Source organism: Parasedimentitalea huanghaiensis (genome assembly GCF_009753675.1).
GTDB classification, from domain to species: domain Bacteria; phylum Pseudomonadota; class Alphaproteobacteria; order Rhodobacterales; family Rhodobacteraceae; genus Parasedimentitalea; species Parasedimentitalea huanghaiensis.
Genome location: NZ_WQLV01000029.1, coordinates 1 through 20,753, shown reverse-complemented (window position 1 = coordinate 20,753; position 20,753 = coordinate 1). Strand labels below are relative to the sequence as shown.

The window sequence follows — 20,753 nt, the reverse complement described above, 5'->3', positions numbered from 1 at the left end:
CAGGTGTCCTGGGACAGTAAAGTGCTTTGGACCGAGGGGTTGTTTTTGCAACCGCATCATTTCCAGCAATCTGATCGCTATACCGAGGCTTTGGTGACTGGGTTGGCGCGTCGGATGCGCCCCTATGCCTGGGGTGTAAATGGGCTGGAAATCGACCATGAGGCCCTGAAAGTTGGACAGTTTGCACTAAAAAGCTGTGAAGGCCTGACACATGATGGCACAGTGTTTCGGGTGCCTATGGCCGATCCGCACCCGCCTGCACTGGAAGTGCCAACAACAATCAAAGACTGCGTGGTCTATTTGACCGTACCACAACGGCGTCAGGGCGCTGTTGAGGTGGATCTGTCCGGGGCAGAAATGTCTGCGAGCCGTTTGCGCCCGTCTAAGCAAGAGGTCAGCGATGTTACCAGCAGCGAACGCAAGCCGGTAGATCTGGATGTGGGCAAGATGCGGTTGCAGTTCGCGCTTGAAGTGGACGATCTTGCCGACCGCTTGTCAGTACCCGTCGCCCGCATTATCGAAGTTCGCCCCGATAAGGAAATAATCCTTGATCAAGCCTATATTCCGTCCTGTATGGATATCAGAGCTGCGCCTGCACTTTCCGGCTTTTTGCGCGAACTGGAAGGGCTATTAGCACATCGGATGGAGGCCCTCTCGGGCCGGTTGGCCGAAGGGGGGACAACCCGTGGGGCGGCCGAGGTTTCAGATTTCATGTTGTTGATGGTGGTCAACCGGATGTTGCCGGTGGTGCGCCATATGGCAAACATCGAAAATCTGCACCCTGAGACTCTATTTGTCACTTGCGCGGCGCTGGCAGGGGAGTTGTCAGTGCTGATGTCGACCGACAAACAAGTGCCAGAGTTTCCACCCTACACGCATGACAATCTAAGCGCGTGTTATGCACCTTTGATCCGCACACTGCGGCAATACCTCAGTTCTGTGCTGGAACAGACGGCAATTTCTATCCCGCTGGAAGCGCGCAAATATGGCATTTCTGTTGGGGTCATTGCCGATCGCAAATTGTTGGGTAATGCAGGTTTTGTACTGGCTGTGAACGCCGACATCCCAGCGGAAGATGTGCGTCGTCATTTTGCAGGTCAGGCAAAAATTGGTCCAGTCGAGGAAATTCGCCAGCTGGTCAACTCGGCGCTGCCGGGGATCACCCTGCGACCTTTGCCAGTGGCGCCGCGCCAAATACCTTACCACGCTGGTGTGGTTTACTTTGAGATGGATGGTGACAGTCCCTATTGGCGCAAGATGACCACCTCGGGTGGTATCGCTGTGCATGTGTCGGGGCAATATCCGGGGCTGAAGATGGAACTTTGGGCCATTCGCAACACTTAAACGGGGATAATACATGGCTGATCACGACGACCCGTTTGCGGAACCGAATGACACCGATAAAACGGTCATCCGACCCAATCCCGGGGGTCGTAGAACTGCGACGCCACAACCTTCGCCAATGATGTCGGAAGCACCGGCACCAGTTGCAGGCGGCGATGCCTTTGGTGTGCCTCAGGCTGCTCCGACTCCGTCCGCTGCGACTGCGCCGACATCTGGGAAAACATCGCAGATGGCCTTGACGGGGATGAACCAACTGACGGCCTGTGCGTCAACGTTGTTTGCTTTGATCAGCCGCATTCGTAACCGCGCCCAGCACATGGACCCGGATAAACTCCGCCAAAGTGTTGTGGCTGAGGTGCGCGGGTTTGAAAACCGTGCCCTGCAGGCCGGGATAGCCGCGCAGACGGTTAAAATTGCCCGCTATGCGATGTGCGCAACGCTGGATGATGTGGTGCTAAATACCCCATGGGGAGGCCAGTCCAGCTGGGGTTTGCAGTCGATGGTTGGCACTTTTCACCGCGAAACCGTTGGCGGTGACCGTTTTTATGACTTGTTGGCACGGTTGGAGAAAGAGCCGGGCAGCAATATCGATATGTTGGAATTCCTCTATATGTGCATGTCGCTGGGATTTGAGGGCCGACTGCGGGTTGAACAAGGCGGGCCGGAAAAACACATGCAAATCCGGGGGGCATTGGCGCGGATCATTCGGGCACAACGCGGGCCAGTTGAACGCGATCTTGCACCACATTGGGAAGGCCTGAAAAGACCGTTTAAAGCCTTGTCGGCGTGGCGATTGGTCTGGATTGCATTAACCGTGACCATAATGTTGCTGGGGATGCAGTTTGTTGGTTTGTCCTGGGCCCTGTCGAACCAGACAGAGCGGGTGATTGGTCAGCTGTCCATTGTAGATTCCGGGCCGGTAGCCGAATTGGAACGGCGCGCTCCACCCCCACCTCCGCCGCCACCTCCGCCCACCGTTGAGGACCAAATTGCTAAGGTGTCTGGATTTCTGGAACCGGAAATTAGCGAAGGTATTGTCGAAGTTTTCCAAAAGGGGAACACGTTGATCATCCGGGTGGCCGGGTCTGGAATGTTTGGGTCGGGATCGGACAAACTCGCTGCCGATTTTGTGCCTCGGATAGACCGTCTGGCGCTGGCTCTGAATGAAGAAAAAGGCAAACTGATTGTGGTTGGTCATTCGGACAATGTACCAATCCGGTCGTCCCGCTTTCCGTCGAATATGCACCTGTCGCTTGCGCGCGCTAAATCGGTGATGGCGGGTATGGCGGCGGTTCTGACTGATCCAAGCCGTCTGTCCGCAGAGGGCCGCGCTGACAAAGAACAGCTGGAAGATAATGGTACCCGCGAGGGTCGCGCCCGCAATCGGCGTATCGAAATACTGCTGGTGCAGGAGAGTGACCAATGATCCGCCGTTATATCGTACCGCTGTTCAAATCGATCTATTCGTTGTTACTGATTTTTGCAGCGGTTCTGTCTGCCTGTGTCTGGTACTTTGCCCCGCTAATTGGTGGCGAAACATGGCGTCCATTTGATACCGAAAAAGCTCGGATTATCACCATTGTCCTGATCTGGATCTTTTTCCTGCTGTTGATCGGCTTCATTTTCTGGCGTCGTCGTCGCAAAGACCGCGAGATGACCGATGAAATTGCCGAGTCGGTCGATACCAGCGAAGATGATATGCTGGCCGAGGAGATCGGCGAGCTGCGCGGCAAGTTCAAACTAGCGATGGTTGAGCTGCGCAAGTCCAAAAATGGCAGACGCCATCTGAATGATTTGCCTTGGTATGTGATGATTGGCCCGCCAGGTGCAGGCAAGACCACGGCTATTGTCAATTCCGGGTTGCAGTTTCCGCTGGCTGAAAAATTGGGCAAAGCGGCCATTGGCGGGGTAGGCGGCACACGAAACTGCGATTGGTGGTTCACTAACGATGCAGTCTTGATCGATACCGCTGGCCGGTACACCACTCAGGAAAGCGATGCTGAGGCCGACAATGCAGCCTGGATTGGATTTCTCGGGTTGCTTAAGAAATACCGCAAGCGGCAACCGATCAACGGGGCTATCGTTGCGATTTCTCTGTCAGACTTGTCTTTACAAGATGAAATCACCCAAAAAGGTCACGCTCAGGCGGTAAGGCGGCGGCTGTCGGAACTGCGAGAGAAGCTGGGTGTTCGGTTCCCGGTTTATGTATTGTTCACTAAGGCTGATTTGATTGCTGGGTTCAGTGAGTTTCACGACATATTGGGCAAAGAAGACCGCGAACAGGTGTGGGGTTTCACTCTGCCTTTGCCTAAGGGCAAGAAAGACGAGCCTCCAATTGCGCGGTTTGATGAAGAATTTGCATTGTTGCTAGGGCAACTGAATGCGCAGCTGCTGGAAAAAATGCAGGTCGAAACAGATCATCAACGCCGGGCGCTGGTGGCAGGCTTTCCGGCTCAGGTGGCTTCGGTTCGGACTGTTGCGCGGGATTTCTTGAACGAGGTGTTTCAGGATAACCGCTACGATCAAAGACAGATGCTGCGCGGAATTTATTTTGCCTCGGGTACGCAGGAAGGTACGCCGATTGACCGGTTGATGCTTGGCATGGCGCAGACCTTTGGCATTGGTCGTCAGGCGATTGGGACAGGGCAGGGGACAGGCCGGTCGTTCTTTTTGACGCGACTGTTCGAAGGCGTGATGTTCCCAGAGGCGGGGCTGGTGTCCGCTGATGACAAGGTAGAACGCCGCTATCGCTGGACACGGAGGATTGCAATCACTGCTACGATTCTGGTTGCATTGGCCACGGGTAGCTTGTGGGTGAATTCTTTTCTCAAAAATTCTGACTTAATTGAAGAAGCCGAAAAGCAAGTTGAAGCCTACCAAGCCGCCGCAGCAACTCTGCCTCCCAGTCCAATAGGGGATACAGATCTGGTCCCTGTGGCTGCAGCGCTGAATTTGCTGCGTGATCTGCCTGCCAACCCGGTTTTGTCCGACCCCAAACCTGAACGCGAATTGACCTATGGGCTGTATCAAGGCGAGGTGGTTGGCACACAGGCAGCGCAGACATATCGCGCCGCTTTGAACCAACGACTGCTGCCAAGGTTGCTGGTGCGCCTTGAGGAGCAGATCACAGGCAACATCAACAACCCTGATCTATTGTATGAGGCTCTGAAGATCTATTTGATGCTGGGCCTTCAGGGGCCAATGAATCAAGATCTGGTCAAGGAATGGATGCGGCTCGATTGGGAGCTGGTGGCATATCCGGGTATTGCGCGTGCGCAGCTCCGCAACGATTTAATGGATCATATGACGGCGCTCTTGACGCAGCCGATGGAGGAAGTGGCACTGAACGGGCCGCTGATTGCACAGGTTCAAGGGCTGTTGTCCGAGCTGCCGCTGGCACAGCGTGTTTACAACGGCATCATCAATTCCAACACTGCAACCAGCCTACCGAAATGGCGCCTTACCGAAGTTGGTGGTCCTTCTGTCAAACGCGTGCTGGTGCGGAGTTCGGGCAAGCCCTTGAATGAGGGTATTGAGGGAATTTTCACTTATGACGGCTTCCACGACGTCTTCCTGCCAGAAGCTGTCAGTGTTGCCGAACGGGTCCAACGCGAAGCCTGGGTGTTGGGACAACGTAGCGAGGAGGAGCAGAGCAACGCTGCGTTACTGGCACTAAGCCGAGATGTGTTGGATCTGTATTACAACGATTACATCACTCGCTATGACACCCTACTGGGGGATGTGGATATCATCCCACTTGAATCGCTTAGTCATGCGGTTGAGGTTACCAATGTGTTGTCTGGACCAACGTCGCCAATCACCAATATTCTGACCGAGGTGTCCAAAGAAACTAGCCTCGCTACGGAACGTGCGGCGCTGGATACTTCGGCGCTGTCCGGTGGGGCCTCGCAGGTTGCCGCAATCGAAGCACGGTCAAATCTGTCCATCCAGGGTCAAATTCTGCTGGAAGCGCTGGTGAAATCCACAGGCGACTCTGGGGGTGTTCCTCCAAAACCGCCCGGATCTTATGTTCAAGAGCGGTTCCAATGGCTACACAATCTGGTGCAACGCCCAGAAGGACAGCCTTCGCAGTTGGATGACCTGATGGTGACGCTGCAACTGGTCTATCAAGAGCTGAACAAGATGTCGTTTAGTGGTGTCGCCACAGGTGGTGAGGCGCTGTTGCAGTTTCAGCAATCTGCCTCTCGGGTCGACGGTCCTGTGCAGCGTTGGGCCTCGCAGATTTCAACAGGGTCGTCGGGCATCACATCAGAAGGCACCCGCGCATCGATCAATGCACGATGGCAAGCCTCTGTTCTACCGTTTTGCACACAGGCGTTGGACAATCGTTATCCATTCAACAGACGGGCGCGGGCAGATGTGGCAATGGCAGATTTTGCCAAGCTGTTTTCACCCGGTGGGCTGATTGATGGGTTTTTCAACGAGAACCTGGCAAAATACGTTGATACTCGGACTCGTCCCTGGACTTGGAAGCGGGTCAATGATGTCGATCTGGGGATCAGCCCGGCAGTCCTGGTTCAGATGCAATATGCGGCTGAAATTCGCGACGCCTTTTTTGCTACGGGACCAACGCCTGCTGTTCAATTCCAGATCACACCCAAAGCACTGGACCCCAAAGCCAAAGAGGTTTTGCTGGAAATTGATGGGTCAAAGGTTGCCTATGGTCATCGCTCGGGTTCGCCGACTCCGGTTGCTGTGACCTGGCCGGGGGCTGTTGGCTTGGCACGGATTACGCTGTCTCCCAAGAAACGTGATAATGAAAACACCATGTCACGGGATGGACCCTGGGCCTGGTTCCGCCTTTTGGATGCAGCCGAGGTGCGGCGCACCAATGTATCTGACCGTCGCCGGGTCAATTTCCGGGTAGGAGGTCGGTTGGCGTTGTTCGAGTTACAGTCGGGATCGGTTATCAATCCCTTTGCGCTACCAGCGATGGCAAAGTTCAATTGCCCTAAGTCGATGTGATGGTCATGGGGTTTGGAGCTTTTGGTAAGATGCCATCGGTTGGCGACTTTTTCCGGATTGCACCGCCGCCTGGGTTTGTGCGGGTTTGGGATGATTGGTTGCAAGGTGTGCTTTTGGCCGGGCAGGGTTCCCATGGGCCGTACTGGGATGGCTACTATATGTCGGCCCCAATTTGGAGGTTCACTTTGTCACCCGGTTTAGCGGGGACAGAAAAAGTGATTGGCGTGCTGATGCCGTCGGTTGATCGGGTAGGGCGGCGATTTCCGCTGACGTTGATGGCTGCCTTGCCCACACCAGGGCCAGCGGCATTGGCGCATCTGGCTGAATCTGCACTTTTTGAAAGGTTGGAAGATCTGGCACTGGCAGCACTGGAGGACAGTATGACACGTGAGAAACTGGCCAGCGATCTGGCTGAAATACCTATTCCCGCGCCGCGCGTGCATCCACCTTTGCGTGGGGCCGAGGGCTGTATGGTCATGACGGGAGCAGACAGTACGGCGGCGTTACCCAGCCTTTTGGCCGGGGATTTGTTGGGGCAAAAGTTCAGCGGTGCCAGTCTTTGGACAACCATTTTGGACGGGGTCCCGCGCTTGATGATTAGTCAGGGATTGCCTCGCGGAAACGCCGCGATGGGGCTGTTCGATCTGGCGGCGCCAATCTGGAGCGAGGCACGACCGTTATGAGCCAATTGCACAACTATCGCTACACAGTGCAGACACATGTTGGACTGAAGCGTAAAGTAAACGAGGACGCCGTTCTGGCGCTTCCAGATCACAACATATGGTTGGTTGCAGATGGCATGGGGGGGCATCAGGCTGGCGATTTTGCCAGTCAGGCGGTGGCCGATGCAGTGGCAATGATTCCACTGGGTCTGGAGCCCGCCGCGCGTATGCATGCTCTGCGTGATGCCATTAGCGGGGCCCATCGGTTAATACGAGCCGAAGCTGAAGCGCGCGGTTCTGGGGTGATTGGAGCGACGGTCGTAGCACTGATGATGGCCAATGGGCATTTCGTCGGGCTATGGGCCGGTGACAGCCGCATTTATCGGTTACGAAATGGCCTGATTGAGATGCTGACAACGGATCATTCATCCGTGGCCGAATATGTACTAGCCGGTAGAATGACCTGGGACGAAGCCGAACAGCATCCGCAATCCAACGCAATAACCCGCGCAGTGGGCGTTGGTGATGAACTGGAATTGGATAAAATTCGTGGTCAGGCTCAAACAGGAGATCGGTTTCTGATCTGTTCGGATGGGCTAACCAAATATGCTACATTTTCTATGTTGCAGGATATTCTTGGTACGACCCCAATTGAAACTGTGGTCGAGAGGCTGGTGCAGGTCGCTTTAGCGGGCGGTGGCGCTGACAATATTTCGGCCATTGTCGTGGACGTGCTGTAACACAATTATTTCAACCACGTTCCATGTCAGGGACGGGCTGTTATCAGCAACTTGCTATCCAGTGACAAAATCCGACCTGCATCCGTTTCGAAACTGGTTTGCAAGGCTTCAGCAAAACCTACTGCGCTCTCGGATGTTGGGCGCATTCCGTCGAACAGTGGCAACGAGGAGTGCAAAACTAGGATTTTGCTTTTTCCAAGTGAACTGTCATCGACCTTAAACGCAATACCGCCACCAGTGGACGACGCATCTAATCCAAATGCCACCCGAACTCGAACTTCGCCGTCACGGCCATTGCGCAATGTCTCGATAGAGCTGTCAGGGCGCGATATATTTGGCAACAAATGAAACACGTTACCCGAGACATCAAGAATAGATACCGTTAGAAAGCCCGAGGTCATCTCGGGCGGCAACACAACATCAATGACTGGGTTTTCACCAACAAAAAACCGTCCGGAAGGGTTTGGCTCGTTGCGATCACCGACGGTAAAGGCCACCGTTGCGGCGCCAGATGGGGCCTTGGGCAAATGTTGCTCGATCAGGCAAAGGGTTGGATTCAAAACCTCAAGATCCAACACCACTTTACGTTCTCCCGCCAGGGCACGCAGGGCGTCAAACAAATTAACCCGTGTGGCGGTCTCGGCCACTTGGCCGGTAATGGTGATTGAATCGTTGGGGCCATACCCTTCGACCGAACCGCTCAGTGGGGCTTGCAATAAACCGCAATCCGATTGGGCCAACAAAATGGAGCGGACATCGGCCACAGGTAGAATTGGCAACACAAAAGAGATGTCGGCTTTGCCTTCCAAAGCCCCGGGCAGTCCCGATCCAAAAATAGCATTTAGGCGTGCCAACAAGTCAGCATCTTTGGTCGTGCCGGTCAGTCTGGCCTTGTTGTTGGACACCACAAAACGCCATTCTTCCAGCTCTTCCAGTGGCTGTAAACTTGCAATTACGTCCTGCCCCCAGCTGTCGGCGATTTCACCAGAGGCCAGAGATACCTCTTCGCTGTCAACCAGTTTGCTCAGCGCCTCGCGGGAGTTCTCGGATGGCATATATCCTACCGCTTGCGCGGTGCCTTCCGGAAGTTTTTCCACAATCAATGTATAGGGATCTGCTGAGGGGTATGGCGATGGAAGGAAATCATCAAACAGGCCGGAGAAATAGCCGCCAGCCGCAGAGGCTATTAGAACAGCTGCCAGACCAACCGCGATTTTTGGCCCGCGTGAGGGTTGTTTGGGTTCAGGGGCAGTGGATTTGATAGCGGGCTTTTCTGTGGGAAAAGCAATCACAGTTGCCTCGTCTGGTGCCTCCTCGACAGGAGCTTCCTTGTCTTTGGGCTCTTCGGATTGTGGTGCATCGAGATAGGCCAAAACGGCACTTGCACTTGCCAGACGCTGATCTGCATCCGGGGCACACATCCGATCTATCAGTCCCCGAAGGGGCTGCGGAACGCCTGAAGTGTCCAGAGGTTTTTGTTTATTTTCAACCACCTCCATCGGATTGGACCCCAAATTGGGAGCCGCACCGCGAAAATTGGCCAGCAATAATGCCCCTAAAGAGTAAATATCCGCACGGGCGTCAGTGTTGCCACTCATCTGTTCTGGAGCAGCATAAGAGTATTTGCCGGCAAATTCATTGCCAACGATGGTTTGGGCGCCAGGGTTAGTGTCTTTGGCGATACCAAAATCAATAATCACTGCTTGCGAAGGATCCCCGCCACGCAGGATGATATTGTCCGGACTGAGATCTCGGTGAACAATGTTTCGGGAATGTGCCGCCTGCAGCCCTTCGGCTACCCGGCGACAGACAATAAGCAAATCCTCGGCCGACATCGGGCCTTGCTTTAGTTTTCTATCTAGGCCCGGACCATCAATGAAATCCATCAATAGATAGATATGGCCATCCGGGGTGCGGTGATTTTCAGAGTACCTGACAACTGCATCATGTCGGATCTCGCGAATATTTTCCTCGCGGGCCATCAGCACAGTAAAGTCTTCGTTGCCAGCCAATTCCTGTTTTAGAACCTTCAGCGCTACCAGATTGCCTGATATCTCCGAACGTGCCTTGTAAACATCTGATGTCCCACCGCGGCCCAAAAGGGTTTCAATGCGATAGGTATTGTTCAACAAGTCGCCAGGTTGAAACAAGTCACCGGGGCGAGAATCCATTATAACGCCCTCCCCGGCGTATAAGTACCATCAGTAACGTGCGACATCCTAGCCAAGAGCTTGGAATTCAACCCGACGATTGATGTCGCCACGTGGGTCGGCATCATCAAATGGAGCCGTTTCACCCATACCAATTGCTTTGAGCATATTTTCATCTACTCCGCAGGACGAAATTAGATGGCGCCGCACTTCTTGAGCCCGCAGCAACGAAAGCCGTTCATTATAAGAGGTTGAACCAGAGCTGTCTGTATGGCCAATGATTTGAAACACTGTACCTTCCAAAAGCTGCATCGACTTGCACATGTTGACCAGTTTTGGTTGTTGATCAGGGCGCAAGGCGGCGCTGTCAAAATCAAAAGAGATCTGCACGTTGATTTGCGATTGTCGATCTACCGGCTCATAGTCCTCTGATGCAGCGGCGGCGACAGTTGCCGTTTCCGTCGCGCTGGTCTCAGTGGCGCTTTCGTCTGCCGTAGCTGGTACGATGATCAGCCCACGGGTTTTTTGCTTTTTGAAGGCGGCAGTGATTTCTTCGACCGAAAGTTCAGTCGAAGATTGAGCCAAGGCGATAGGAGCGGATCCAAGGCCGGCAATTAGTAAACTCGAAAATAAGACGTTGAGACGGACCACAACACATCTCCTACTAAAAAAGTTACAATTGTCAGCCTATACCACCGCCGGGACCGTGCCAATGGCTTTGACGAGGTAGATGTATTTTCAAAAGGTAAGGTTTTTCTCCATATTCTCACGAAAGGCTTTACTCGCAACGCTGAAACGGGCTGAATTGGCGATATTAAGTGTGAGGACCCTATGCGCGTTTTACCTGCAATTATTATTGCCGTTGCCCTGATGTTATTGCCTGGCATCTGGTTTGCCTTGAAATGGGCATTGTCTGAAGAAGGATTTGAAGGAGCGGCAGTCGATTCTACCGCTCGGATTGAAATAGAAATGCTGCGCCAGCAAATCGAAGATTTGCAGGGGCGATTATCTGAGCTAAAAAGTGAGGTGGCTCGGTTGCCTATTGGTGGTAGCGGTGGGGCACCAGCCACAGCAGATGCGGATGGTGAACGCGCAATCTGGGACCAGACCGAAGGTGCCGATTTGGATTATGCACAGGTGGTATTGATTGCCGACCGATTGAACGTCAATCACGGATTACGTGTCGCGGGCGGTTCTTATCTGTCCGAAAAATTAGGCCGTCCGCGCCCGGATTTGAACGACAACTGCCAGCCCATGACCAACCCTGAACTGAAGGAAAAACTGGTCACGACCCAGGTTGGGCCCATTCGCGTTAGTATGCTGCAACCTGCAATCACCAGCCTGCAAGTGGTGTTTGAAAACATCCGCTCAGCTGATCCCGATTTGTACAGTCGGATCAACACTGCTGGCGCGCTTTGCGTGCGTCGTATTCGCGGCACACAAAATTCGCTCTCCACGCATAGTTACGGACTTGCAGTTGATCTAAACATTGACGGGCAACTGGACAATTTCACCGATGGTAAAACACAACTGGGCCTGACTATCATCGCCGACTTTTTCAACGATGAAGGTTGGGTTTGGGGCGCTGGTTTCAGACGTGAAGATAGTATGCATTTCGAAATCAGTCGCCGCCAATTGGACCAATGGCTGGCAGAAGGGAAGCTATAGCCAAATTCAGCTGGAGCGTAACAATACTTTGTTAGACCCGAGCGCCGCAGCAATTTGTTGATATTGCACCGAGCGTCGTGCCGAAGTTTCAGCTGAACGCAATAACTGGGTTTCGGCCTCGGCCAATACGGCGACTGCTTGTGATAGTGCTTGGCGGCGTCGGGCAGGGGATACTGCAGCCAATGGCCGGGTTGAACGCTGGTTTCCATCAGCTGTTTGCATTCGGGCCCTGGATTGGTTTTGGTCTAAATTATTCTGCGCAATCTGTTCCAGTTGCGCCGCAGTATCTCTGAGAATGCGCCGCGCATCGCCATATCCTACTAAAGAGTGCATTTCCTTTTCCAGCGTTTCCAAGCGCTCTGCGAGACAATCGATCGCATAGACACCGGCCCCTTTACATAGTGCTGAAATATCAGCCAGTTGCGTAACAAGCTGACTTGCATCGCTTAGGCCTGGCTTCTCGTCATCATGCGCCTCGTTGTCGGCACCGTCGTCAGGGTAATCACTGGTTTCATGCGTTGGACTATCAGTTTGGGTCCATCCGGCTTGGGGGATAAATATCGTCACTAGAAGTGACAAAAGCACAAGGCGTAGCAATGCCATTTGGTTCATCCAATTCTTTACAAAGCAATAGTTATTCTTCAATCCCATAGGCCCGGCGAATACCGCGCTGTGTGCCTGGGCCAAAGTCACCATCAATGGCACCTTGATAAAAACTGTTTTCTTTTAGCCTGGCCTGCAATGCACGTCGGGTTTGGTCCGTAAACATTGTGGGTCGTTCGCTCAGCAAAGTTAGTACATCCGAGCTGCCTGTGCGAAGCGCCTGGTAAAGATAGTGGGCCGAATCGTCTGGGCCTTTGTCTGCTATCAGCCCATCATCAATCAGCGCGGCAAAATTGAACTGAGCCTGCGGGTGGCGTAGGTCGGCTGCACGTTCGAAAAATTCTAAAGCTTTTTGCGGGTTTGCGGGCAGGCCTAAGCCTCCCTGGTAATGCAGAAAGCCAAGATCGTTTATTGCGTCAGCAAAATCTTGTTCTGCTGCAGCTTGATACAACTTCAGAGCCCGCGGATGATCCACACTCACCCCGGTTCCGCGTTCATATAGCTTAGCCAATTCAAATTGAGCTTCAGGGGAACCTGCATCAGCGGCACGTTGCAAGAATGAGACCGCAGCTTTCGGATCAAATCGCCCTTCGTTGGGGTTCAAGCGAATATAGGCCAAGCCTAACATCGAACGGGTGTCGCCCAAATCCGCCAGCGCCAGCAACTGATCCTCTTGATCGGGGCGCAAAGCGGCCCAAGCATCAATCGCAGCGGACGAGGCCACATCAACCTGACCCTCAGCCGCGCCAGCCAGATAGAAAGGGACCCCCGTCAGTGACCCATAGGTATGTGGCTCTTGCAGGTTGCCGGTTTGGTTTAGAACTTGATCACGGACCTGACGAAACATCAGACTGATTTCTAGGCCGGGTTGAGCCATTTTGTCCATAAGAGCAAGAGCATAAGGGCTGTTGACGCCGGTTCCATCAAGCGCAACCTGCCCATCACGCGCCGCAAAAGCCACCAGTGTTCCGCGCTCAGGATCTGCTGCTGCCATCCCGCCACCGGTCCCGCGGGTGCCATCGACACTTGTGGTATCAATTGCGCCGCCATCCAATGCGATGGCATCACCAAGCGGGTTGTTACGGCAACTGTCCAGAATAACGATACGCATCTTGCGCGCGCGATCCACGGCCCCTAACAGGCGCTTCAGTGACATTGACTGTCGTTGCACGTCGAGGTTAGTTTGCACGGCTGCATCGACTGGGATGAGGAAGTTTTCACCCTGGACCTCGATTCCGTGGCCCGCAAAATAGATCAGCGCCAGATCGGCAACTTCTGAACGGAAGGCAAAATCATCTAGTAGCTGATCAATCTCAGCCACCCCTGCGTCAACGGACAGGGTAACATCAAACCCGATACTGCTAAGCATCGCGGCCATGGCAGTTGCATCATTCTTGGTATTCTCCAACGACGGTAGAGTTTGATATTCAGACATGCCCATTACAAGGGCGATGCGGCGCGTGTCTGCCTGACCAAGAGCCGGAGCAAGCGCCAAAACCAATATTCCGAAAATCCGCAAAAATGCAGTCATATCCTTAACCCAACAACCCAGCTACCCAATGTGGAGTAGTCTATCGTGTCAAGTTTGCAAAAAGAAAGGAAAACTGCTGCCGGGCAGGTCACATTTTATTTGAAGTAGTCAACCAAACGACAAAAGCCGCAGCGCCCCAGACAAGGCGATGCGACTTGGTCTATTTATTTGCCGACTTTCAGGCAGTGTTTAAATCAACAGCGCCACGCAGCCGATCGCGCAGCTTTTGTAGAGTAACCGGTTCGGAAGCGAGGACCAGATCTGGTCTGCCGGTGTCTTCGTTTTGCAGTTGCACGCGCTGGAAAAATCCAGCCAAACCCGCCAGCGTTTGCGCCACCAAATCAAAATCCTGCAACGCCTGTCGATCCTTGCTTGTCGGTCCGGAGTCGCTTTCGAGAATGCTGAACACCGCGTCTTCAAGGCCCTGTACCTGGGCTTGAAGCTGCGTCATCTCACGGGCGGACACCGCGCAAAGATTGGTCAGAGAGTTGCCATTCTGATCCATGATTACAGACGCCCTACAACTTGTTCGATAGCCTGCTTCATTGTGGCCACCGTAAACGGTTTACGGATGATGTTATTCATCGCAAGGCGACGGCCCACTTCAACCACTTCGGGTGTTGGTTTGCCGGTAACCAAAATGAACCCGGTTCGCTGTGTTACCCGGTTCTCTCGCATGTGTTTCAGCAATCCGAGACCATCCATGCCGGGCATGTTGTAGTCCGACAGAACCAGATGCACCGGATTGGTCGTGATCTTCTGAAAGGCTGATTGCCCGTTGTTTTCGACCATATAGTTTTTAATGCCAAGTTCATCCAGACACTGTGTCAGGATTCCACGACTGGTGGACATGTCATCAACAACCATAACGCGCAGCGAGTCTTTGAGGCTCATTTTTAAGTTCCTTGTAGTTCTGTCTTTGCCGAAAATTTAAGTGCTTAGGCCGGCAGAAGAGTTGATGTAGGTTGTAATCCCGGAGGTTTGCAGGTGCGTTGCTGCGGGACCGGACATGCGTTCCGAATGACCAATAAATAGGTAGCCACCCGGATTGAGCGATTTCTGAAACGCCGACCAGACATGTTGCTGGGTTGGTGTGTCAAAATAGATCGCCACATTACGGCAGAAGATAGCGTCGAACTTCCCTTTGAAGGGGAACGGTTCGATTAGGTTCAATACCCCAAAACTGACCAGCGAGAGGATCTCTTCGGGTAATTGATCACCTGCGCCTTTGGCCCGATATTTCGCTGGGATTTGCGCCAACTCATCAGCGGGATATTGGGCCGCTTGAGCAGTGCGAACCACCACCGGGTCAATGTCGGTGCCTAGGATCTTTATATCCAGACGTGCCGCGTCGGGGCACAACTGGTTTAGGACCATAGCCATCGTATAGGGTTCCTGCCCATTCGAACAGCCCGCTGACCACAGCCGTACCCGTCCGCCACTTCGCGCTTTTTCGATCAGTGGCGGCAGCACGTCTTCGCGTAGAGTTTCAAAGTGATGCGGTTCGCGAAAGAACTGCGTTACATTGGTGGTCAGCAGTGAGAGAAGTTCACTGCGTTCTCCTTCACCACCTGGAGTATCCAGGTTGCTTAGGTAGCTCTTAAAGTCACGTACATTTAGCCGGTTCAAACGGCGTGATAAACGTGATGACACCAAGGGTTTCTTACTGCTCGACAGAGCCAGCCCAAAATTCTTATGGGCAAACTTGGCGACAGCTTCGAAATCCTGATCTGACAGGATGAACTGACCCGCGCTGGGTTCAATCGAATGGGCTATGGTCACTGGGCCACCTGTTCTGGTGAAGAGATCACCGCATCAAGATTGATGATCCGTACCATTTCATCATTCTGCGAGATGATTCCCTGGATGAAGTCCATAGTGTTGCGGCTATCCACCTGCGGGGTTTCCTGGATGTCATCAGGGTCAATCGAAATGATTTCGGACACTGATTCCGCCAGTAGGCCAACCGGTTTGTCATGCACAGAGACCACGATCACCACGTTGCGTTCGCTGGCATCTGTCTGTTCCAGTCCAAAGCGAGCGGACAGGTCATAAATAGGAATCACCGCTCCTCGCAGGTTCATCACCCCCAGCACATCTGCTGGTGCATGGGGCAGGACTGTCACAGGCTGCCAACGCCGGATCTCGCGGATCTGGGTTATTTTCAGGCAGAATGCTTGACTTGCCACTGTGAAACTGACGAACTCACTGTGGTCAACATGTTTGGCTTCAGCTTGCAATTGCATTGCTCATCCTCCGGTCGGTGTCAAAGACGGCTGCCGAGGACGACGCCGTTACGATGCTTTCAGGATCCAGGATCATGGCGATTTTGCCATCCCCCAGAATGGTTGCGGCGGAAACGCCAGGAACATTGCCACAGACGCCATCCAAACTTTTGATCACCACTTGGCGCTGATCATGAATGTCGTCCACTGCAAGGGCACACCGATCTCCGTTTTCGGTTTCTACCAATAGGTAGACACCTGCCGGCTCATTGGTTGTGTCCCCGCGCAGTCCTAGACTGCTGGCTACGTCACAAATTGGAACAAAACTGCCGCGAATGGATAACAAAGTGCCATCAGCGCCCAGGTTGTTGATCATGTCATCGTTGCCACGCATGGTTTCAACAATGGCGGTAATTGGTACCACCATGGTATGCCCAGCAACTGAAACAACCATGCCGTCCATAACCGCAAGTGTCAGCGGCAGGATAATCGAGAAGGTCGATCCCCGGCCTGGAGTAGAGGCAATATTGACCCGTCCCCCCAGTTTGGTAACCGCATTTTTAACAACGTCCATGCCAACGCCTCGACCCGAAAGGTTCGAGATTTCTGAGGCTGTGGAAAACCCCGGCAAGAACAACAAATTGTCGATTTCGTTGTCGTTCAGCTCGGCGTTTTCAGGTATCAGTCCTTTGTCGATTGCAATCTGCCGGATTTTCTTGCGGTTAAGACCCGCACCGTCATCCTTAACTTCGATACAAACAGAACCGGAACGGTGGGCTGCAGTCAGGTGAATTTCGCCTGCCTTATCCTTACCCGTCGCAGCTCGGTCTTCAGGGGTTTCAATCCCATGATCAACCGCGTTGCGCAGAATATGTGTCAGCGGGTCAGCCAGTCGCTCGATGACAGTCTTATCAACCTCAGTGGCTTCACCCACCGTGACCAACTTGGCAGATTTCCCTGTGGCAGCGGAGGCCTCGCGAACGATACGAGCCATGCGCTGAAACAAAGGTTTCACTGGTTGCGCTCGAATCGCCATCACACCTTCTTGGATGTCACGGGCCAAGGTTTTAAAACCTTCCAGCTCAGTCTCTACATCGCGGGTATCGCTGGCATCCAGATTGGCAATTTGCTGTGCCAACATTGAATGGTTGATGATCAGCTCACCTACCGCGTTGATTAGTTTATCCACACGGTCCAATTCTACCCGTAGTGTTGGCTTGGGACCCGCAGACTTGGCTTTTGCGGCGTCCTTTTTGGCAACAGGCGTATTTTCGGCGGCTTGGTCTGATTTTACTTCCGGCACCTCAACAGTCTCAACTTCCGCTAGCGCGGGCGCTTCAACTGGCTCAGGTGCCGGTTGGTCTAAAGGGACGTCCACCACGTTTTCCTCTTCTGCTGAGCCAACACCAAAGGCGGCGTTCAGAGCAGCCAAAGCGTCAACTTCGGCTTCGGCGTCGCCGTCAGTTGTAATTGACAACTCACAGAGGCCTTCGACGAATTCAAAGACGGCCTCGATCGAAGACCGCGGTTTTAATGTTGTCAGGGACAGTTCCCATGACAGATAGTTTTCACCATCTTCCATGGCGTCGAACCCAGGCAGTTCATTTTCGTCCAGCGAAACTGAAAGCTCACCCAAATCAGACAGAGCCTGAAACAAGAAGTAGGGCTCGTTGCCTGTGGCATACATTTCTTTGAGCGGATGAAAGCGGATGTCATAGGTGACCTCTTCTTCCACCGCGTCCAACAGTGGGAGTGCAGCGGGCTCAAACGCCGCGCCCACGCCCATGGGCTCAAATACCAATTCTTCTTCGTCTTCGTCTATGTATTCCGCCAGCGCTTTGATCAGCACATCATGATGTGCTGAATCAACCTGACCGCCATCACGCGCACAGGTCACCAGATCTGACAGATGATCGCTGGCGCGGAACAGCAGCTGGATCAGTTTTTCGTCCAGCTCCAGTTTGTTTGAACGAACGTCGTCAAACACGGTTTCAAAATTATGTGCAAAGGCCACCAGTTCATCAAGGCCAAACGCACCAGCGCCGCCCTTGATAGAGTGTACTGCACGAAACACCGCATTGACGGTCTCAGCGTCCTGGTCGCCCTCTTCGATGGCAGCCAGACCCGCATCCATTGCTTCGAGGAGCTCTTCGCACTCCTCAAAGAATGTATCCATGATCGAACCAGTCATTTTATGCGGCCGCCCCTGTAACTCGCTTAAGTGCAAAGATTAGCGATTCATCATCAAACGGCTTGGTGATCCAGCCGGTGGCACCAGCGGCACGGGCACGGGCCTTCATGTCGGCGGCACTCTCGGTGGTCAGCACCAGGATAGGTACCTTTGAGTTGATACCGTCGCCACGCAGCTCTTCCAGCACGCCGAACCCATCCAGGTTAGGCATATTGATATCGGTAATCACAACATCCGGATCAATGTCCGAATACTTGTCTACACCTTCGCGGCCATCAACCGCGCTAAAGTACTCAAATCCAGCCTCTTCGAGACAGGCCGCTAGCAAATTCCGGATTGTACGGGAATCATCTATCGCCAGAACTTTGGTTTTCATGCTGTGTCCTCATCTTCAAATCGGTTGGTTTCCAATCCCAGTAGGGACAGGGCCCGGCGGCAGCCGTCGTTGATATTGGTGACCGAAAAGCCTAGGCCTTCGGATCGCCATTGTTGTTCGGCTCCAAGCAACACCTGGAGACAACGCGACGGCATCATTGCCACCTTGTTGCAATCAATCTCGATCGGTTGGGAACGTGCCCCATTTAGAAATGAGATCAATGGTGTCAGCTCGGCAAATGCATTTGGCAAATCCAAAACATGCGTTTGTGGTTCTGTCGTCATATTGAGCGATTCGCACCCCCGTTGTTGGTGACGTGTTGGACTTCGATGCAAAATACATATGCGGCGTGCCTTAATAATTGATTGCCGAGATCCACCTGTTTTCAAAAAACAACCGCTCCAGAAAGCAGACAGTTTTCCCAGCATTTTATAAGAATTATTGCAGCAATATCGAAACGAGATGTGTTGCCTGTCAACGTGCAGTCAGGCGGCTAAAAGAATGCACTTTATACTATAGGGCCTGAATTCACCCACCCCAGCTTAAACGCTTCAGCAAGGCAGGGACGTTAATTAGAGCCAGAATTCGAGGGTCTGAATTTCAAAATATGAAAAAACATGTCGCTTGTAAGGTTCAAATTAACTCTCGATGGGGGATCAAGGGTGTCAGTTCCAACACGGCGAACCAGGCCGCGTTTCCTTAGGAGGGCATAATGAAACTACTTAGATCTCTGCAGTTGGCGCATAAATTGCCAGTATTCGTCGTTAGCTTCGGTCTTCTTGTGACTGTCATTCTTGTTACGCTCAGTACTATGAGCTTCAAGAACAACACGGTTGCCAGTACTGAAGAGCATTTCAAGGCTTTAGTCGCTGATCGTGCAATGGCGCTAAAGACCTTTTTCGCAAGCGTAGATTCCGACATCATGACCATGACCGCCGCTCCTTCGACAGCAACAGCGATTGAACGGTTTTCGATGAGCTGGAATGGTCTTGACGGCGATCCGGGCGAAACTCTGCGTCAGGCCTATGTCAGTGGCAATCCAAACCCACTGGGCCAAAAGCACCTGCTGGACCGGGCAGAAGGCAAGTCGTCGTATCACATGCATCACGAAGGGTTTCACCCAGGGCTTCGCACTCTGATGGAAACCAAGGGTTACTACGATGTCTTTTTGATGAACATGGATGGTGACATTATCTATTCAGTGTTCAAAGAGGCCGACTATGGCACCAGCCTAATGACCGGGCCCTACAAAGATTCTGGATTGGGTGAAGTTTTCCGCGCTGCCAAAAATGGCGCCCCAGGCGAGGTGCATTTTTCAGATCTTGAAGGCTACGCCCCCAGTAACGGTGATGCTGCAGCGTTTGTTTCCATGACTGTTGCAAATGAAATCGGTGAAACAGTTGGCGTTCTGGCGTTTCAGCTTCCCGTGCAGCTGTTGACTAACATCACAAACAGCACAGAAGGCTTGGGTGAAACTGTTCAGATCTATCTGGTGGCGGATGATATGCGTGCCCGCACGACGTCCCGCTTTGAAGGCAGTTTTCAGGTTCTCAATGAAATGACACCTAGTGAGCAGATCCAATCTGCCCTTGATGGAAGCAAAAGCTTTTTCCATGAGGCAGTAGGTCTAGAGGGTCAGCACGTCATCGCATTCTCTGAAAGCGTGGATTTTCATCAGGGTCACTGGGCCTTGGTCGCCGAACAGGATTGGGCTGAAATCTTGGCTCCGGTCATAGCCGAACGAAACACTCTGTTGATGGCTTCGATAATTTTAGGTGCTGTCATGTCCTTGCTTGGGTGGTTGTTTGCCCGCAGTATCACGCGTCCGATTGCGAAAATCTGTGAAAACATGGACGAAGTGGCCGCAGGTAATCTGGACGGTGAAGTTGCATCGGCTAGCCGTGGGGATGAACTGGGTCAAATCGGTAAGACACTGGTTAGTCTTCGGGATGACTTGAAACGCGCCCGGGGTGCTGAGGAAGAACGGGCCGAACAGCAACGCGAGCAAAACGAGGTGGTTGAACAGCTGAGCCACGGGTTGGTGGATCTGTCTAAGGGTGACTTTTCAAAGCCACTGAATAAGGCATTCCCAGCCGACTACGAACAGCTGCGCAGTGACTTTAACAGGACCCTGACAACACTCAGCTCAACAATCACCGAGGTGATCAATTCGGCCGATAGCATTCGCAACGGTGCGGGTGAGATCAGCCAGGCGTCGGATGATCTGTCTCAGCGCACCGAAAGTCAGGCGGCAACGCTGGAACAGACGGCCGCAGC

The 20,753-nt window shown here is 53.1% G+C and carries 18 protein-coding genes; 7 read left to right on the top strand and 11 right to left on the bottom strand.

Translation table 11 applies throughout. The features are described 5' to 3' along the window. Nucleotides 1-3: 3 nt before the first annotated feature. From tssK to GO984_RS22985, 5 genes are read left to right on the top strand one after another with little or no spacing between them, the layout of a single operon-like run. Nucleotides 4-1,344 carry a type VI secretion system baseplate subunit TssK gene (gene tssK, locus GO984_RS23005; protein WP_167740490.1) on the top strand — a complete coding sequence of 447 codons (1,341 nt, stop codon included), beginning with the start codon at nucleotides 4-6 and terminating at the stop codon, nucleotides 1,342-1,344. 13 nt (nucleotides 1,345-1,357) lie between these two features. Next, nucleotides 1,358-2,770 (top strand): type IVB secretion system protein IcmH/DotU, encoded by a 1,413-nt coding sequence (icmH, locus tag GO984_RS23000; protein ID WP_157024875.1) that lies wholly within the window; start codon nucleotides 1,358-1,360, stop codon nucleotides 2,768-2,770. After that, nucleotides 2,767-6,330: a type VI secretion system membrane subunit TssM gene (gene tssM / locus GO984_RS22995; protein WP_157024874.1), complete on the top strand. Its 3,564-nt coding sequence runs from the start codon at nucleotides 2,767-2,769 to the stop codon at nucleotides 6,328-6,330. Before icmH ends, tssM begins: the two co-directional genes overlap by 4 nt. Before the next feature lie 5 nt (nucleotides 6,331-6,335). After that, nucleotides 6,336-7,013 carry a type VI secretion system-associated protein TagF gene (gene tagF, locus GO984_RS22990; RefSeq protein WP_245231229.1) on the top strand — a complete coding sequence of 226 codons (678 nt, stop codon included), beginning with the start codon at nucleotides 6,336-6,338 and terminating at the stop codon, nucleotides 7,011-7,013. Beyond that, nucleotides 7,010-7,732, top strand: a complete 723-nt coding sequence (locus GO984_RS22985) for a PP2C family protein-serine/threonine phosphatase (protein ID WP_157024872.1) — start codon at nucleotides 7,010-7,012, stop codon at nucleotides 7,730-7,732. The genes tagF and GO984_RS22985 overlap by 4 nt, the downstream gene beginning before the upstream one ends. 26 nt (nucleotides 7,733-7,758) lie before the next feature. Here the strand turns inward: GO984_RS22985 and GO984_RS22980 are convergent, their stop codons facing one another. Together GO984_RS22980 and GO984_RS23875 are read right to left on the bottom strand one after the other, a co-directional pair. Further along, the gene (locus tag GO984_RS22980; protein WP_157024871.1) at nucleotides 7,759-9,903 is read right to left on the bottom strand and encodes a serine/threonine-protein kinase; all 2,145 of its coding nucleotides are present in this window, start codon (nucleotides 9,901-9,903) and stop codon (nucleotides 7,759-7,761) included. A gap of 48 nt (nucleotides 9,904-9,951) precedes the next feature. Further along, on the bottom strand, nucleotides 9,952-10,533 hold the full coding sequence (locus GO984_RS23875; RefSeq protein ID WP_167740489.1) for an OmpA family protein: 582 nt from the start codon (nucleotides 10,531-10,533) through the stop codon (nucleotides 9,952-9,954). A gap of 180 nt (nucleotides 10,534-10,713) precedes the next feature. On the opposite strand from GO984_RS23875, the gene GO984_RS22970 reads away from it, so the two are divergent. After that, nucleotides 10,714-11,550 (top strand): M15 family metallopeptidase, encoded by an 837-nt coding sequence (locus GO984_RS22970; RefSeq protein WP_157024870.1) that lies wholly within the window; start codon nucleotides 10,714-10,716, stop codon nucleotides 11,548-11,550. A gap of 6 nt (nucleotides 11,551-11,556) precedes the next feature. Here GO984_RS22970 and GO984_RS22965 read toward each other — a convergent pair whose 3' ends face one another. From GO984_RS22965 to GO984_RS22925, 9 genes are all read right to left on the bottom strand, one after another. Next, entirely contained in the window at nucleotides 11,557-12,153 is a 597-nt protein-coding gene (locus GO984_RS22965; RefSeq protein ID WP_157024869.1) for a hypothetical protein, read from the bottom strand. A 31-nt stretch (nucleotides 12,154-12,184) separates the two neighbouring features. After that, nucleotides 12,185-13,684 (bottom strand): caspase family protein, encoded by a 1,500-nt coding sequence (locus tag GO984_RS22960; RefSeq protein ID WP_157024868.1) that lies wholly within the window; start codon nucleotides 13,682-13,684, stop codon nucleotides 12,185-12,187. Between the two features lie 178 nt (nucleotides 13,685-13,862). Next, on the bottom strand, nucleotides 13,863-14,189 hold the full coding sequence (locus tag GO984_RS22955) for a hypothetical protein (protein ID WP_157024867.1): 327 nt from the start codon (nucleotides 14,187-14,189) through the stop codon (nucleotides 13,863-13,865). 2 nt (nucleotides 14,190-14,191) lie between these two features. After that, a complete protein-coding gene (locus GO984_RS22950) occupies nucleotides 14,192-14,578 on the bottom strand; it encodes a response regulator (protein ID WP_138163455.1) in 387 nt (128 codons plus the stop codon). Nucleotides 14,579-14,614: 36 nt separating this feature from the next. Beyond that, nucleotides 14,615-15,466, bottom strand: coding sequence for a CheR family methyltransferase (locus tag GO984_RS22945; RefSeq protein ID WP_167740488.1), 852 nt, complete (start codon nucleotides 15,464-15,466; stop codon nucleotides 14,615-14,617). Continuing rightward, the gene (locus GO984_RS22940) at nucleotides 15,463-15,930 is read right to left on the bottom strand and encodes a chemotaxis protein CheW (RefSeq protein ID WP_157024866.1); all 468 of its coding nucleotides are present in this window, start codon (nucleotides 15,928-15,930) and stop codon (nucleotides 15,463-15,465) included. The genes GO984_RS22945 and GO984_RS22940 overlap by 4 nt, the downstream gene beginning before the upstream one ends. Then, the gene (locus GO984_RS22935) at nucleotides 15,914-18,100 is read right to left on the bottom strand and encodes a chemotaxis protein CheA (protein ID WP_157024865.1); all 2,187 of its coding nucleotides are present in this window, start codon (nucleotides 18,098-18,100) and stop codon (nucleotides 15,914-15,916) included. The genes GO984_RS22940 and GO984_RS22935 overlap by 17 nt, the downstream gene beginning before the upstream one ends. A gap of 1 nt (nucleotide 18,101) precedes the next feature. Then, entirely contained in the window at nucleotides 18,102-18,476 is a 375-nt protein-coding gene (locus tag GO984_RS22930; protein ID WP_138163451.1) for a response regulator, read from the bottom strand. Continuing rightward, nucleotides 18,473-18,760 carry an STAS domain-containing protein gene (locus tag GO984_RS22925; RefSeq protein ID WP_138163450.1) on the bottom strand — a complete coding sequence of 96 codons (288 nt, stop codon included), beginning with the start codon at nucleotides 18,758-18,760 and terminating at the stop codon, nucleotides 18,473-18,475. The genes GO984_RS22930 and GO984_RS22925 overlap by 4 nt, the downstream gene beginning before the upstream one ends. 428 nt (nucleotides 18,761-19,188) lie before the next feature. Here GO984_RS22925 and GO984_RS22920 point away from each other — a divergent pair. After that, the coding region (locus GO984_RS22920; protein WP_157024864.1) for a HAMP domain-containing protein at nucleotides 19,189-20,753 on the top strand (1,565 nt) is incomplete at its 3' end.

Excerpts from the sequence above, each read along its gene's own strand:
- GO984_RS22960 (WP_157024868.1), bottom strand. The coding sequence starts at position 13,684 with ATGACTGCATTTTTGCGGATTTTCGGAATATTGGTTTTGGCGCTTGCT.
- GO984_RS22965 (WP_157024869.1), bottom strand. The coding sequence starts at position 12,153 with ATGGCATTGCTACGCCTTGTGCTTTTGTCACTTCTAGTGACGATATTT.
- GO984_RS22950 (WP_138163455.1), bottom strand. The coding sequence starts at position 14,578 with ATGAGCCTCAAAGACTCGCTGCGCGTTATGGTTGTTGATGACATGTCC.
- GO984_RS22935 (WP_157024865.1), bottom strand. The coding sequence starts at position 18,100 with ATGACTGGTTCGATCATGGATACATTCTTTGAGGAGTGCGAAGAGCTC.
- icmH (WP_157024875.1), top strand. The coding sequence starts at position 1,358 with ATGGCTGATCACGACGACCCGTTTGCGGAACCGAATGACACCGATAAA.
- tagF (WP_245231229.1), top strand. The coding sequence starts at position 6,336 with ATGGGGTTTGGAGCTTTTGGTAAGATGCCATCGGTTGGCGACTTTTTC.
- tssM (WP_157024874.1), top strand. The coding sequence starts at position 2,767 with ATGATCCGCCGTTATATCGTACCGCTGTTCAAATCGATCTATTCGTTG.
- GO984_RS22970 (WP_157024870.1), top strand. The coding sequence starts at position 10,714 with ATGCGCGTTTTACCTGCAATTATTATTGCCGTTGCCCTGATGTTATTG.
- GO984_RS22985 (WP_157024872.1), top strand. The coding sequence starts at position 7,010 with ATGAGCCAATTGCACAACTATCGCTACACAGTGCAGACACATGTTGGA.
- GO984_RS22940 (WP_157024866.1), bottom strand. The coding sequence starts at position 15,930 with ATGCAATTGCAAGCTGAAGCCAAACATGTTGACCACAGTGAGTTCGTC.
- GO984_RS22955 (WP_157024867.1), bottom strand. The coding sequence starts at position 14,189 with ATGGATCAGAATGGCAACTCTCTGACCAATCTTTGCGCGGTGTCCGCC.
- GO984_RS22925 (WP_138163450.1), bottom strand. The coding sequence starts at position 18,760 with ATGACGACAGAACCACAAACGCATGTTTTGGATTTGCCAAATGCATTT.
- GO984_RS22930 (WP_138163451.1), bottom strand. The coding sequence starts at position 18,476 with ATGAAAACCAAAGTTCTGGCGATAGATGATTCCCGTACAATCCGGAAT.
- GO984_RS22980 (WP_157024871.1), bottom strand. The coding sequence starts at position 9,903 with ATGGATTCTCGCCCCGGTGACTTGTTTCAACCTGGCGACTTGTTGAAC.